The sequence below is a fragment of the Bradyrhizobium erythrophlei genome (genome assembly GCF_900129505.1).
GTDB classification, from domain to species: Bacteria; Pseudomonadota; Alphaproteobacteria; order Rhizobiales; family Xanthobacteraceae; genus Bradyrhizobium; species Bradyrhizobium erythrophlei_D.
This window is the reverse complement of record NZ_LT670818.1, coordinates 2,962,660-2,975,205: the sequence shown is the minus strand read 5'-3', so window position 1 is coordinate 2,975,205 and position 12,546 is coordinate 2,962,660. Positions and strand designations below refer to the sequence as shown.

At 62.1% G+C, this 12,546-nt stretch carries 13 protein-coding genes; 5 read left to right on the top strand and 8 right to left on the bottom strand.

Annotated elements, in window-relative coordinates:
• Positions 1-29 precede the first annotated feature (29 nt).
• Positions 30-341, bottom strand: coding sequence for a quaternary ammonium compound efflux SMR transporter SugE (gene sugE / locus B5525_RS13765; protein WP_079566491.1), 312 nt, complete (start codon positions 339-341; stop codon positions 30-32).
• 167 nt (positions 342-508) lie between these two features.
• Here sugE and B5525_RS43850 point away from each other — a divergent pair, with 167 nt between their 5' ends.
• Positions 509-853 carry an ABC transporter substrate binding protein gene (locus tag B5525_RS43850; RefSeq protein ID WP_154073198.1) on the top strand — a complete coding sequence of 115 codons (345 nt, stop codon included), beginning with the start codon at positions 509-511 and terminating at the stop codon, positions 851-853.
• Positions 854-1,790: 937 nt separating this feature from the next.
• Positions 1,791-1,967 carry a hypothetical protein gene (locus tag B5525_RS45330; protein ID WP_172899869.1) on the top strand — a complete coding sequence of 59 codons (177 nt, stop codon included), beginning with the start codon at positions 1,791-1,793 and terminating at the stop codon, positions 1,965-1,967.
• A 433-nt stretch (positions 1,968-2,400) separates the two neighbouring features.
• Here B5525_RS45330 and B5525_RS13755 read toward each other — a convergent pair whose 3' ends face one another.
• A complete protein-coding gene (locus B5525_RS13755) occupies positions 2,401-2,874 on the bottom strand; it encodes a hypothetical protein (RefSeq protein WP_079566489.1) in 474 nt (157 codons plus the stop codon).
• 163 nt (positions 2,875-3,037) lie between these two features.
• Here B5525_RS13755 and B5525_RS13750 point away from each other — a divergent pair, with 163 nt between their 5' ends.
• Positions 3,038-3,610, top strand: coding sequence for an HdeD family acid-resistance protein (locus B5525_RS13750; RefSeq protein WP_079566488.1), 573 nt, complete (start codon positions 3,038-3,040; stop codon positions 3,608-3,610).
• A gap of 141 nt (positions 3,611-3,751) precedes the next feature.
• Here B5525_RS13750 and B5525_RS13745 read toward each other — a convergent pair whose 3' ends face one another.
• From B5525_RS13745 to B5525_RS13720, 6 genes are all read right to left on the bottom strand, one after another.
• The gene (locus tag B5525_RS13745) at positions 3,752-4,534 is read right to left on the bottom strand and encodes a class II aldolase/adducin family protein (RefSeq protein WP_079566487.1); all 783 of its coding nucleotides are present in this window, start codon (positions 4,532-4,534) and stop codon (positions 3,752-3,754) included.
• A gap of 180 nt (positions 4,535-4,714) precedes the next feature.
• A complete protein-coding gene (locus B5525_RS13740) occupies positions 4,715-6,337 on the bottom strand; it encodes a lysine--tRNA ligase (protein WP_079566486.1) in 1,623 nt (540 codons plus the stop codon).
• Positions 6,338-6,484: 147 nt separating this feature from the next.
• Positions 6,485-7,384 (bottom strand): transporter substrate-binding domain-containing protein, encoded by a 900-nt coding sequence (locus B5525_RS13735; protein WP_079566485.1) that lies wholly within the window; start codon positions 7,382-7,384, stop codon positions 6,485-6,487.
• 325 nt (positions 7,385-7,709) lie between these two features.
• Positions 7,710-8,300: an SCO family protein gene (locus B5525_RS13730; RefSeq protein WP_079566484.1), complete on the bottom strand. Its 591-nt coding sequence runs from the start codon at positions 8,298-8,300 to the stop codon at positions 7,710-7,712.
• Between the two features lie 26 nt (positions 8,301-8,326).
• Positions 8,327-8,533 carry a hypothetical protein gene (locus tag B5525_RS13725; RefSeq protein WP_079566483.1) on the bottom strand — a complete coding sequence of 69 codons (207 nt, stop codon included), beginning with the start codon at positions 8,531-8,533 and terminating at the stop codon, positions 8,327-8,329.
• Positions 8,534-8,605: 72 nt separating this feature from the next.
• Positions 8,606-9,148 carry a hypothetical protein gene (locus B5525_RS13720; protein WP_079573334.1) on the bottom strand — a complete coding sequence of 181 codons (543 nt, stop codon included), beginning with the start codon at positions 9,146-9,148 and terminating at the stop codon, positions 8,606-8,608.
• Between the two features lie 285 nt (positions 9,149-9,433).
• Between B5525_RS13720 and B5525_RS13715 the strand changes: the two genes are divergently transcribed.
• Together B5525_RS13715 and B5525_RS13710 are read left to right on the top strand one after the other, a co-directional pair.
• Positions 9,434-11,092 (top strand): FAD-binding dehydrogenase, encoded by a 1,659-nt coding sequence (locus B5525_RS13715; protein ID WP_079566482.1) that lies wholly within the window; start codon positions 9,434-9,436, stop codon positions 11,090-11,092.
• A gap of 136 nt (positions 11,093-11,228) precedes the next feature.
• The gene (locus tag B5525_RS13710; protein WP_079566481.1) at positions 11,229-12,476 is read left to right on the top strand and encodes a serine hydrolase domain-containing protein; all 1,248 of its coding nucleotides are present in this window, start codon (positions 11,229-11,231) and stop codon (positions 12,474-12,476) included.
• Positions 12,477-12,546 lie beyond the last annotated feature (70 nt).

Here is a 12,546-nt window from a genome sequence, read left to right as displayed (position 1 = left end):
CCGCGAGATCCACATCGCAGCACGGCCTATCAGGTGATTTTCAGTCCGATGATGCCCGAGAGAATGAGGCCGATACAGGCAAGCCTAGGCAACGTCGCGGGCTCATTGAAAAGATAGATACCTAGCGCCGCAGTGCCGATGGTGCCGATGCCCGTCCACACCGCATAGGCCGTACCGACCGGCAGCGACTTAAGGGCCAGGCCGAGGAATCCGATACTGGCCGCCATGGCGGCGACCGTGCCGATCATGGGTAACAGGCGCGAGAATCCTTCCGTGTATTTGAGGCCGATTGCCCAGGCGATTTCGCACAGGCCAGCAACGAGCAGGAAGAGCCAAGCCATCGGAGATCCTCCTTAAAGTGTTTGCTCATCTCAGTTCGTCTCCACTCTCGCCATAGCCGCCTTAGCGAGAGCAGCGCCGTCCCTTGGCATTCAGCTAACGCAATACGAGGCCCAATCATCGGACGATTTACCTGCTGTGTTTCAGGAAATTGAACAAAGCAAGGCAGATGGCCTCATCAGCATCGCCGGGGGCCTTTACTTTGCTCAATAGCACGCAGATTGCGCTACTAACGCAACAGCATCGATTGCCATCCTGCTACGGTTTTAGGGATACTGTAGTTGCTGGCGGCTTGATGCGTCTTGGTCCAAATATGGTCGCGATCGCCATCGAGGGCGCAAACTACGTCGACAAGATTTTGCGTGGCGCAAAGCCAGCCGATTTGCCGGTTGAACAGCCCACCAAAATGGAAGTGGTCATCAATCTCAAGACCGCAAAGACGCCGCTTCACTTCCGTTGTTGGCACTTTTCGGACGTGGCTGGTCTAACTGACGATGTCGGTTCTTGGGGGTAAAGCGGACTCACAGCCGACATCGCGGAAACGACACGAATGCCGAGTAGGCCCGGGGAATTTCACCCTGAGCCTCTCACAGATCCGGACTTGATACTCTCGCATCATCCGGCTCGTGCCATCGATTGAAGGCTGCCGCCTTCCGTTGAGCTTCGGGCTCCTCCCGTTGCCGGTTGGCCCGATTCATCGTCGATGACCCGCCCCCTTCGCTCCACGACCATTACAGCCGCTTCCTCGCTACTACGGAGCAGTCCGCCCCTCTCCGGCGCATCGGTACTTTCGGCCTTGCGGTTGGAGCCGCTTGTGTCTTTTCCCTTGGCATCGCCGGCTAGGTTCTCACGTTCCTTACAAGAGCCTGGTTGAGCTTCGCGCCGTCTACATGCCGGATGTCGCTCGGTCAGTATCAGGACATCCACCGAACTGATCCCGAAGGTAGGGTCAACCCTCGGTTTTGACATCACCTAATCCGCTTTCGACATTTCATCGACGGTTCGCTTGCGCTCGCCTCTCTCAACCGTACCTGCCGGGATCACCGTCCCAGCGTTTCCGCAGCGCTCACCACCGTGGCTTTTGACCAAAGCGGCCTGCGGTGGCTTGGGATCAGCGACCTGATCGCCGAACCCGAAGGACCTACCTTCATCTCCTATAAAGTTGCGCGCAGCCGTTTGGACCGGCTACGCTTCGTGACACAAGACCCAACTCGGATGTCAGCCAAGCCGTACGTCTATGGTCAGCTTCGTCTGCCCAATATGTATATATATGGTGCCTAGCGGGGATCCTTGGGATTTCCGGCCGAGAAAGCAATTGCGGCTGATTCAGTTCGACGGCCGAACGTGTCAGCCGATATCGGCGACGTATTCGCGAAAAGGCCTTTTCCGGCTTCAAGAAGTAGTGCGTAGTGCGCCTCGTCAGAACACCCATTCGCATCAGGGATGGCACCATGGCCGACACCAAAAAACTTTCCGTCGAGAAAGCGCTCGACAAGTTGCGCGAAGCGGACGCGCGCCAATCGAAATCCTTGCGGCGCGACGAGCAAATCGACGCGCTCAATGAAGAGATCAAACGCATGCGAGCGCAGCGGCTGCGTCTCGAGCGACCCCAAAGAAAAACGCCCTGAAGCCTTCTAACCCCTCGGACGCAATCCTGGATGCATCAGGCCGCGTGATCAGAGAATATCGATGAGCGGTCTAGCCCTTAGCTCTCGCGAAAAAAACTGTTGCGCCGTCTCGCCAAAAGCATGTTGGACGAAGTAATCGCCTCTCAGATCGGCGGTAGACCGGATCAAATCGCCGAGCAACGCCAACGCCGCGATCCAGCAGGATGCCTGCCGCCGACACGCGCGGGGCCGGTGGGATGGCCTCTTGGCTGACGAACTCAGCTCTCGTGAAAAGAAACGTTGCTGCGCTGCGCCAGACACTTTCCGAAAAAACTACCGTTACAATCCGATGCGCAATTGACGGCAGCCGCTGATGAGTTGGCTCCTTTGAGCCCTACCAAGAAAGCGAGGGGCGGACGGCGGCAACAGACCGCCGCCCTGAACTTCGGTCGCATCAATATTGATACGGATATTGCTGCGGACAGACCAACTCGCCATAGTTGCCGTAGTAGCAGCCATTGTTGCCGTAGTAGCCAGAGGCACCGTACGCGCCGGCCGCGGCGGCTGCTCCCACTGCCGCAGCACCGTAGCCCCAACCCGGGCGGTAGCCACCACCATAGCCGGGATAACCCGCGACGGGGCGGCCGGGGCGACCTGCTATCGGACGGCCCGGACGACCGGCTATGGGTCGACCTGCTATCGGATGCGAGGGGCGTGCCGCATAGCCGCCGCCACCATGAATTCTTCCAGTGCCGCCGTGGATGCGTCCGGCATGCATGCCGCCACCACGGAAGCCGCCACCGTGAAATCCGCCGCCACCGCCACGGAAGCCGCCACCTCCACCACGACGCGCATAGGCATCATCGGGGATCAAGCTCGCGGTAAGTAGAACGACTGCTGCAAGAGCAGCGAGAATATAGCGAAGCATGACAGTAACCTCCCTATAAATCCCCACGCACGGGAGATTAAGGAACTTTCAGCGCGGAAGGTTGATATAGATCAACGGAACCCATCGCTTTATGAGGCAGTTCCTCCTCTTGATATTAAAACAGCAGACGAACGTCGGATTGGTTTCGCATCGGAGGACCGTCATGACCAATGCTTCAGACACCCTGAGAAATCCTCAAGCCAGTTCTGACCTGGCACCGTTACGCGCCAAGTGGGGCTGGATCGTCGCGCTCGGCGTCGTCTATCTGCTCGCCGGGCTTGTCGCGCTTGGCAGCGTGGTGATGGCTACCGTCGCGAGCGTCCTTTTGGTGGGCGTGATGATGATCATCGCCGGTGTCGCCGAAGTGTTTAGCGCCTTCCAGATCAAGAGCTGGGGCAAATTCCTGCTCTGGGCCCTGCTCGGGGTCCTCTATATCGTTGCCGGCTTCGTCACGTTCGAGAATCCACTGCTCGCGGCCGCGCTGCTCACCCTCATTCTTGGCGCATCGCTCGTGGCCTCGGGCATCATGAGGATCATCCTGGCCTTCAGCATGAAACGGGAATCACCCTGGATCTGGGTGCTGTTGTCCGGCGTCATCACGCTGCTGCTCGGCTTGCTCATTTTAGCGCACTGGCCGGTCTCGAGCCTTTATATCCTCGGCGTGTTCCTTGGCATCGATCTCATCATGGCCGGCACAGCCTGGATCAGATTAGGTTTCGGCTTGCGCCGCACTTGAGGTGAATGAGGCGGCGTGTCTGTTCATGGCGCTTTCCGGAACTGCTGCAATGTCCGACATGAGTCCGGAATACGCACCAAAGCGACCTCCGCCGGCTGCTCGAACCTATGGGTTCACGCCCTAGCCAAAAATCATCATGCGCTAGGTCGTGTAGTCAGGTTCTTTCCGGTCGAGGATGCGCTTCAATGCATCGAAATGGCGCTGCGCCGGCGATGGACCCTTGTACAGGCTGGCCCCGCCGATATCGCGCCTGGTCTTCTCGACCACGGCGTCGGGAAGCTGTTTCAGGGGCTGCCCGGTCCACATCGCGTAGATCTGAACCTGCGCCGCGCGCTCGATGTAATACAGCCGGTCGTAGGCGTCGGCGACAGTCTCGCCGACCGTCGAGATGCCGTGATTGGCCATGAACAACACGCTCTTGTCGCCGATCACCCTGGCGAGGCGGGCGCCTTCGGCCGGATCGAGCGCCGGACCGGTGTATTCGTCGTCATACGCGATCTCGCCGGACATTCCGACTTCGGTCTGGCCGATCTCCTTGATGCGCGGATCTTCCAGGCGCGTGAGCGCGCTGGCATAGGGCATGTGGGTATGGAACACCGCCTTGGCCTGCGGCAGCGCCTTGTGGATGGGCGCATGAATGCAATAGCAGGAGCGTTCCACCTCGCCCTCGCCGCGCTTGACCTTGCCGTCGTCGATGCCGACTTCCATGAACGAAGACGCCGTGACCTCGGACCAATGCATCCCGAACGGAATCTGGTAGTAGCGGTCGCTGCGGCCCGGCACCACGAAGGTCAAATGGTTGAAGATGCCCTCGCTGAAGCCCTGGTTAAAGGCCAGCCGGTGCGCCGCCGCGAGGTCGACCCGCGCCTGCCATTCCTCGGCGCTGTAGTCCCCAAGCGTTTCCGGCGAAACCCTGAACTGCATGAGCGTGCTCCCATGTTGAGTGTGTTTCTTATGCCGGCAATGTAGCACGGTTCGCCGCGATCGTCATTGCCGGGCATAGCCGTCCGAAGGACGGCGTCGCTTCCGCATGGATGCGCGGATTCTCAGCGTCGTCCCTGCTTTCGCAGGGAGTCGTCCCTGCTTTCGCAGGGAGTGGAAGGCCTACGCCGACCGCGCCAGCGCGCCGTCGATCATCGCGACCGAATTTGAGAGGCCGTAGACCGCGACAAAGGAGCCGAAGCGCGGGCCTTTTTCCTGACCGAGCAGCACCTGGTAGAGCATGTTGAACCAGTCGAGCGACACGCCCGGCCGGCCGTCCTTGCCCTTCTTCACGGGGTCGAGGAACGGCTCGCGGCGGCCGATCTCGTAGACCACGTTCTGGATGTCTTCGGCCGAGGACGTCGCTGGCAGCTGCGACAGCGCATCACGCAGATCCTGCAACGCGGCGCGTTCGGTATCGGCCGGCTCGCGGAACTGCTTGGTCGGCGCCACGAAGTCGCGATAATAGTTGATGGCATAGCCGACCATGGCATCGAGCTTCGGATGGGTCTGCGGCGTGACCCCCGGACGATAGCGCCCGATGAAGCCCCACAAGGTCGCGGCGTTCTCCGCGTTCGACGACGACACCAGGGTCAGCAGAAGCTGGAAGGTGACGGGCATGTCGGCCTTGGGCGGATGGCCGGCATGGATGTGCCAGACCGGATTCTGAAGCTGCTGCTTTGCGTCCTGCCGCGGATAGCCTTCGAGGAATTGCTGGTAGTCGTCGACGTTGCGCGGGATGACGTCGAAATACAGCCGCTTCGCCGATTTCGGTTCGCGGTACATGAACAGCGATAGCGATTCCGGCGAGGCATAGCGCAGCCATTCGTCGATGGTGAGCCCGTTGCCCTTCGACTTCGAAATCTTCTGGCCCTTGTCGTCGAGGAAAAGTTCGTAGTTGAAACCTTCCGGCGGCAGGCCGTCGAGCGCCGCGCAGATCTTGCCCGACAGCTTTACGGAATCGATCAAATCCTTACCGGCCATTTCATAGTCGACGCCCAGCGCTGCCCAGCGCATCGCCCAGTCCGGCTTCCATTGCAGCTTGCAATGCCCGCCGGTGACCGGCAGCGTGACGCGCTCCCTGGTCTCGGGATCGTCATAGGAGATGGTGCCGGCCTTCACGTCGTGTTCCGATATCGGCACATAGAGCACGGCACCCGTGCGCGGGCAGATCGGCAGGAACGGCGAATAGCTCGCCGCGCGCTCTTCGCGCAAGCTGGGCAGCATGATCGCCATCACCTTGTCGATGCGCTCCAGCATCAGAAGCAATGTCGCGTCGAAGCGGCCCGACTTGTAGTACTCGGTCGAACTGGCGAATTCGTAGTCGAATTCGAACGTATCGAGAAAGGCGCGCAGCCGCGCATTGTTGTGCGCGCCGAAGCTCGGATGGGTGCCGAACGGATCGGGCACCGTGGTCAAGGGCTTGCCGAGATGCTTTTCCAGCATCTCCTTGTTCGGCACATTGTCCGGCACCTTGCGCAGGCCGTCCATGTCGTCGGAGAACGCCAGCAGCCGGGTCTTGATCTTGTCCTCGGTCAGCACGCGGAACGCATGCCGCACCATGGTGGTGCGCGCGACCTCGCCGAAGGTGCCGATATGCGGCAGCCCCGACGGTCCGTAGCCGGTCTCGAACAGCACCTCGTCCTTCGGTTTCTTTTTCAGCCGCGCGACGATCGCCTTCGCCTGCTCGAACGGCCAGGCGTTGGATTGTTCGGCAAGCGAGCGCAGATCGTTCGGGGTGGACATCTAAGGGGCTTTCTCCGGGGCCAGGAAGCTGGCCGGTAGCAATATAGCCGTCATTGCGAGCGAAGCGAAGCAATCCATCGGGCAACAAAGCAAGTGTGGATTGCTTCGTCGCTTCGCTCCTCGCAATGACGAACGCGAGGGACGACGCTAGAACGGACTCACGGAAAAATAGCGCAGCCACAAATCGGTGTAGCGGCCTTTTTCCCAGACCCGGAACAGCGCCCAGTTCAGCGCCTGCCGCAAGAGATCGTTGCCCTTGCGCACGCCGATGCCGATGCCCTCGCCGAAATAGCGGCTCTCGACGAACGGGCCGCCGGAGAACGCGCAGCAGCCGTCGGAATCGGTGCCGTTGATCCAGAACGCCAGCGAGATCGCGTCGCCGAAAATGAAATCGACCTCGCCGCGCCGCAAGGCCAGCCGCAGTGCGTCGTCATTGGGATAGGAATGCAGCTCGGCGTCGGTGAACATCGCCTTCAGATAGGCCTCGTGCGAGGAACCGGCGACGACGCCGACTTTCTTGCCTTCGAGATATTCGGGGCGAATCTCCGGTATCACGGCATCGCGCCGCGACACGAATCGCGCCGGCGCCCGGTAATAAGGATCGCTGAAATCGAGCCGGGCGCGCATCTGCGGTGTCACCGCCAGCGACGCGATGATGGCATCGCCCCGGTTGCTGGAGAGCGCGTCGAGCAGGGTCTCGAACCTGCGCATCTGGATGGTGCAGGTGACCTTGATCTCTTCGCAGATCTGCCGGGCCAGATCGACATTGAAGCCGGCCGGATTGCCGTCGGGCCCGGTGAAGTTGAACGGCGGATAATCGGTTTCGGTCAGAAACCGGATCACGGTCAGGCGGGACAGATCAGGCCGGTCCGGCCGCCGCCTCGGATCCCAGAAACCGGGAACGGCCTGCGGCGCCGCCTCGGTGCCGGGTTTTGCGATGCCTTGCGCCTGCGCGGCGCCGCCGGCCAGCGCCAGCCAAACGCCGAGCGACAGGCCGGCTATCGCCAAGACCGCTGCCGACGAGGCCGCGTGGAGCGTTTGAAACATTGTTGCGCCGGGAAATGAGGCTGTCAGGGATCGCATTTGCCGAGGGGTTTCTTGGGAGTTTTCCTGGGAGGTTTCTTGGGAGGTTTCTTGGGAATTCGACGGCCTTATAGACCATCCGGCCGATAAGGCGAATGTCGTCTGCCACTCTTCGCCCCTCTCCCCGCAAAGCGGCGGGGAGGGGTGGGGGGTGGTTCAGCAAACTCTCTGCCAGAGGAGCAAGCGGATAGACCCCCCACCCCCTACCTCGAGAGCGAGCTTCGCTCGCCTCGGACCCCGCCACGCGCGCGATGCGCGTGGAGGGAGGGGAGAAGACGAAGTGGCCCGCTCAGAGGTAACGTTTGAGATCAGCCGCGGCTTCCTCGGGCTTCCGATTGAGGTTGAACGGCGAAACGAATTTGCCGTCGCGGTCCATCAGATAGACCAGCGCGGTGTGATCCATGGTGTAGTCGCCGTCCTTGAGCGGGACTTTCTTGGCATAAACCCGGTAGGCGGAGGTCACTTTCGTCACCTGTTCCGGGGTGCCGGTCAGGCCCCTCAGATGCGGATCGAAGCTCGAAAGGTAATCCTTCATCGCACCCGCGGTGTCGCGCTCCGGATCGACCGAGATGAAATAGGCGTTGAGCCGGTCGGCGTCCTTGCCCAGCGCCTTGAGCACCTCGGAAATCTCGAACAGCGAGGTCGGACAGACGTCGGGGCAATGGGTGAAGCCGAAGAAAATCAGGGTCGGATGGCCATCCATGTCCTTTTCCGTCACGGCCTGGCCGGACTGGTCGGTCAGCTGAAACGGGCCGCCGATGGCGGCAGGCACCGCCACATGCTTCAGGCCACCCACGACCCACAGCATCACCAGCAAGCCGACCACTAGGCTGGCCGAGAAGGCTGCGAGAATGACCAGCGGCCGCTTGGTCCGATCCATCCTGAAATTCCCTTGTGATTACCGGATCAGAAGCAGGCGGAGACGCCGGAGGCGATGGTCTCGAAGAACACCGCTGTGCCGTAATGGAACCACAACGCCAGCGTACCGAGCAGCAGCGCCGTGCCGAGGCCCGCACCGGCTACCGCCAACGCCGACACAGCTCTTGGCAGGCGAATTCCTGGCCGCCTGATTGCGGCGGACACATCCTGCTGGGTGGAAATCGGCTGGGCCATGGGCGACCATCTGATGACTTGGCGGATCGACCGGCGTCGCCGCCGGTCACCGCCTGCCGCCTTCAGATAGGCCTAGTCGGGTTGCCGGGCAAGCACGGCCGGGGAAGGCGTAATCACAACATGCGGACGTGAATCGCGGTCCCGACGGGCGGCTGACGGCCGTGGCGCGGACGCCTCGGCGTCGAGGTAGCAGGGTTTGTACATGCTCATCAGCTGCTTGCCGCGCAGGAAGATCATGTGCGGGGTCAGCCCCCCGCGCGCGGCGATCCAGTGCCGCACCTGCGAGGGATACATCGAATACAGCATCTGGGTCGCCTCGGGATTGGTCACCGCGCGGCCGTTGGCGCCGAAATCCCAGGCGGCATGGAAGCCGAGATTGGCGTGCGAGGTCACGCAGATCCGGTCGTGCGGAACCGCGCCGAGCACGATGGTGCAGGCCGAGGCGCACAGGCCGTCGATGATGACCTGCTCGCCCGAGGTACGCAGGTCCTGATATCTGTCGACATAAGTACCGATCCGGCCGCCGCGATCGTCGGCGATCCTGACCACCGCATGACTCGCGCCCACCCCTGCCAAGAGGAGAACCACCGCGAGCAGTCCCGTCACGAACTTCATATCCCAGCCCCAGTGCAAACTGTCGAACCCGAATCTGATGATCTTGTGTGATGCAAGATGAAAGCCAGCGTGTTGCGGGATCGGATTTTTGTCCAGATCCCGAATGCCCTTCAACCCAAATTCAAATTGAGTGTTGCCGGCGGGATGCACCCTGTGGGTGAAAGGTCCCAAATCGGAACAAGTTAATATTCATTTGCGCACCGTGCACATCGGAGGGCAAGCGTTTGCCGTTGACCGCGGCAAACGCTGCGGGCTTCTATGATTTGGGGACTTGGGGGAAACGCTATGGCTGACGATGCGGACGTAATTGTGGTCGGCGGCGGCCTCGCGGGTCTTGTTGCCGCATGCGAAGTCGCTGACGCCGGCAAACGCGTCATCGTGGTGGATCAGGAGGGCGAGCAAAGCCTTGGCGGACAGGCCTTCTGGTCGTTCGGCGGCTTGTTTCTGGTCGACAGCCCTGAGCAGCGCCGGCTCGGCATCAAGGACAGTTTTGACCTGGCGCTACAGGACTGGATGGGATCGGCGGGGTTCGACCGCGAGGAGGATCTCTGGCCCAGGCGGTGGGCCGAAGCCTATGTCGCCTTCGCCGCCGGCGAGAAGCGCGCCTGGCTGCGCGCGATGGGCCATCGGATCTTTCCCGTGGTCGGCTGGGCCGAGCGCGGCGGCTATGACGCGATGGGCCACGGCAATTCGGTGCCGCGGTTCCACGTCACCTGGGGCACCGGTCCCGGGATTGTCGAACCGTTCGAACGGCGCGCGCGCGAGGCTCAGAACAGCGGCCGGCTGACCTTCAAATTCCGCCATCGCGTCGATGCGCTGACGATGACAGGCGGCGCCGTCGACGGCGTCACCGGCGCGGTCCTCGCTTCCGACCCCGTGGAGCGCGGCCAAAGCAGTTCGCGCAAGGTCACGGGCGATTTCAGGCTGCGCGCGCAGGCCGTGATCGTCGCATCGGGGGGCATTGGCGGCAATCACGACCTGGTGCGGCGGAACTGGCCGGCGCGGCTCGGGCAAGCGCCGAAGAGCATGATCTCCGGCGTGCCCGAACATGTCGACGGCCGCATGATCGGCATCACGGAAGCCGCCGGCGCGCGGCTGATCAACCGCGACCGGATGTGGCATTACGTCGAGGGCATCCGGAACTGGTCGCCGATCTGGCCGCGCCACGGCATCCGCATCCTGCCCGGACCGTCGTCGATGTGGTTCGACGCGTTGGGCAAGCGGCTGCCCTCGCCGCTGTTTCCCGGCTCCGACACGCTGGGGCAACTGCACTACATCATGGCGACCGGCTACGATTATTCGTGGTTCGTGCTGACCCAGAGCATCATCAAGAAGGAATTTGCGCTGTCAGGTTCGGAACAGAATCCGGATCTAACGGGAAAAAGCTGGCTGATGACCGCGCGCCGCGCCACCAACAAGGGCGCGCCCGCGCCGGTGGAAGCCTTCAAGAGCAAGGGCGCCGATTTCGTCGTGCGCGACAATCTCGAAGATCTCGTCGGCGCCATGAATGCGCTCGCCGGCGACAATCTGTTGAAGCTCGATCACCTCAAGGCCCAGATCGAGGCGCGCGACCGCGAGATCGCAAACGCCTACGTCAAGGATGCGCAGGTCATGAACATCCACAATGCGCGCCGCTATATCGGCGACCGGCTGATCCGCACCGCCAAGCCGCACCGCATTCTCGATCCCGCCCACGGCCCGCTGATCGCGGTCAAGCTCAACATCCTGACCCGCAAGACGCTGGGCGGTTTCGAGACCGACCTCGACTCCCGCGTGTTCGGCGGCGACGGCAAGATCATGCCCGGGCTTTACGCCGCCGGCGAAGCGGCCGGTTTCGGCGGCGGCGGCATGCACGGCTACCGTTCACTGGAAGGTACTTTTCTTGGCGGCTGCCTGTTCTCCGGCCGCAACGCCGGCCGCGCCGCGGCGAAGGCGGCGGGATAGATATCGGCGCGGCCATTCTGCGGCCCCGTGCGCTTTTGCGTTCCACACAACCGGGTGACCGTGCTTTTTCGAACGCCGCCGTGTCCCGGACGGGAGTAAATTCACTCGTGCTGTGGCCCTGGTGTCGACGACGAACATGCGGATTTACCTATTCCTAGCCATGCTGGCAGTTGCAAACGGCATGCCCGCCCGCGCTCAAACCGAGCCCCCCGCGCCCTCGGCCGCCGGGCTCGAACGGCTGTCCGCATTTTTCGACAATGAAGTGACTTCGGGACGGATTCCCGGGGCGGTCGTGCTGGTCCAGCAACACGGATCGCCCGTCTATCTCAAGACCTTGGGCTATCAGGATGTCACCACCAGGGTGCCGATGGCGCTGGACACGATCTTTGCGCTGCATTCGATGACCAAGCCGATCACCTGTCTCGCCGCGATGATGCTGATCGACGAGGGCAAGCTCGCACCGTCCGATCCGGTGTCCAAATACATTCCCGCCTTCGCCGGCGTGAAGGTCGGCGTCGCTTCCAAGACGGCGGACGGCAAGCCTACCCTCAAGCTGGTGCCGCCGGACAGGCCGGTAACGGTCGAGGATCTGCTGCGGCAGACCTCCGGCATCACCTATGGCTACATCGGCGGCGAGCTGATCGAGGAAGCCTATCGCGACGCCCATATTTTCGCCGGGCATTTCGACAACCAGGAATTTGCCGAGCGCATCGCCCGCCTGCCATTGGCGCGGCAGCCCGGAACGCTTTGGCGCTACGGCCACTCCACCGATATCGTCGGACGCATCATCGAGATCGTCTCCGGCAAGACGCTCTACCAGTTCATGAAGGAACGCATTCTCGATCCGCTCGGCATGACCAGCACCAAGTTCGTGCTCAGTCCCGCCGAATGGAAACGCATGGCGGAGCCGCTGCCGAATGATTCGATTCTGCAGCTGGCGGAGAAGGACCGGCGCGATCACCCTGAATGGGAATCGGGCGGCGGCGGGCTGGTCTCGACCGTGGCCGACTATGCGCGTTTTGCGCAGATGCTGCTCAACGGCGGCAAGCTCGACGGCCGGCAATATCTCAGCCCGGCCGCGTTCAAGCTGATGACGTCGGACCACATCGGGCCGGGCTCCGGCGTCGGGCGGGATTATTTCTATTTTCCCGGCGACGGTTTTGGTTATGGCTATGGCATCGCGGTCCGGACCGATCCGGGAAACGCCAAACCTCCGGCACCCGGCTCGATCGGCGAATTAAAATGGGACAGCGGCAGCGGCACTTACTTCGGCGTCGATCCGAAACTGGACATGCTCTACATCATGATGGAGCAGAGCCAGGCCGAACGCAGTCGCATCACGCCCGCCTTCAAGAAGCTGGTCTATGAGGCGTTCGGGCAATAGATTCCGGGGTCAAAGCCGACCGGCAGCCGCTGCCCGCGAGTTCGCGGTGGCGGAAGCTGCGTCCGCACGC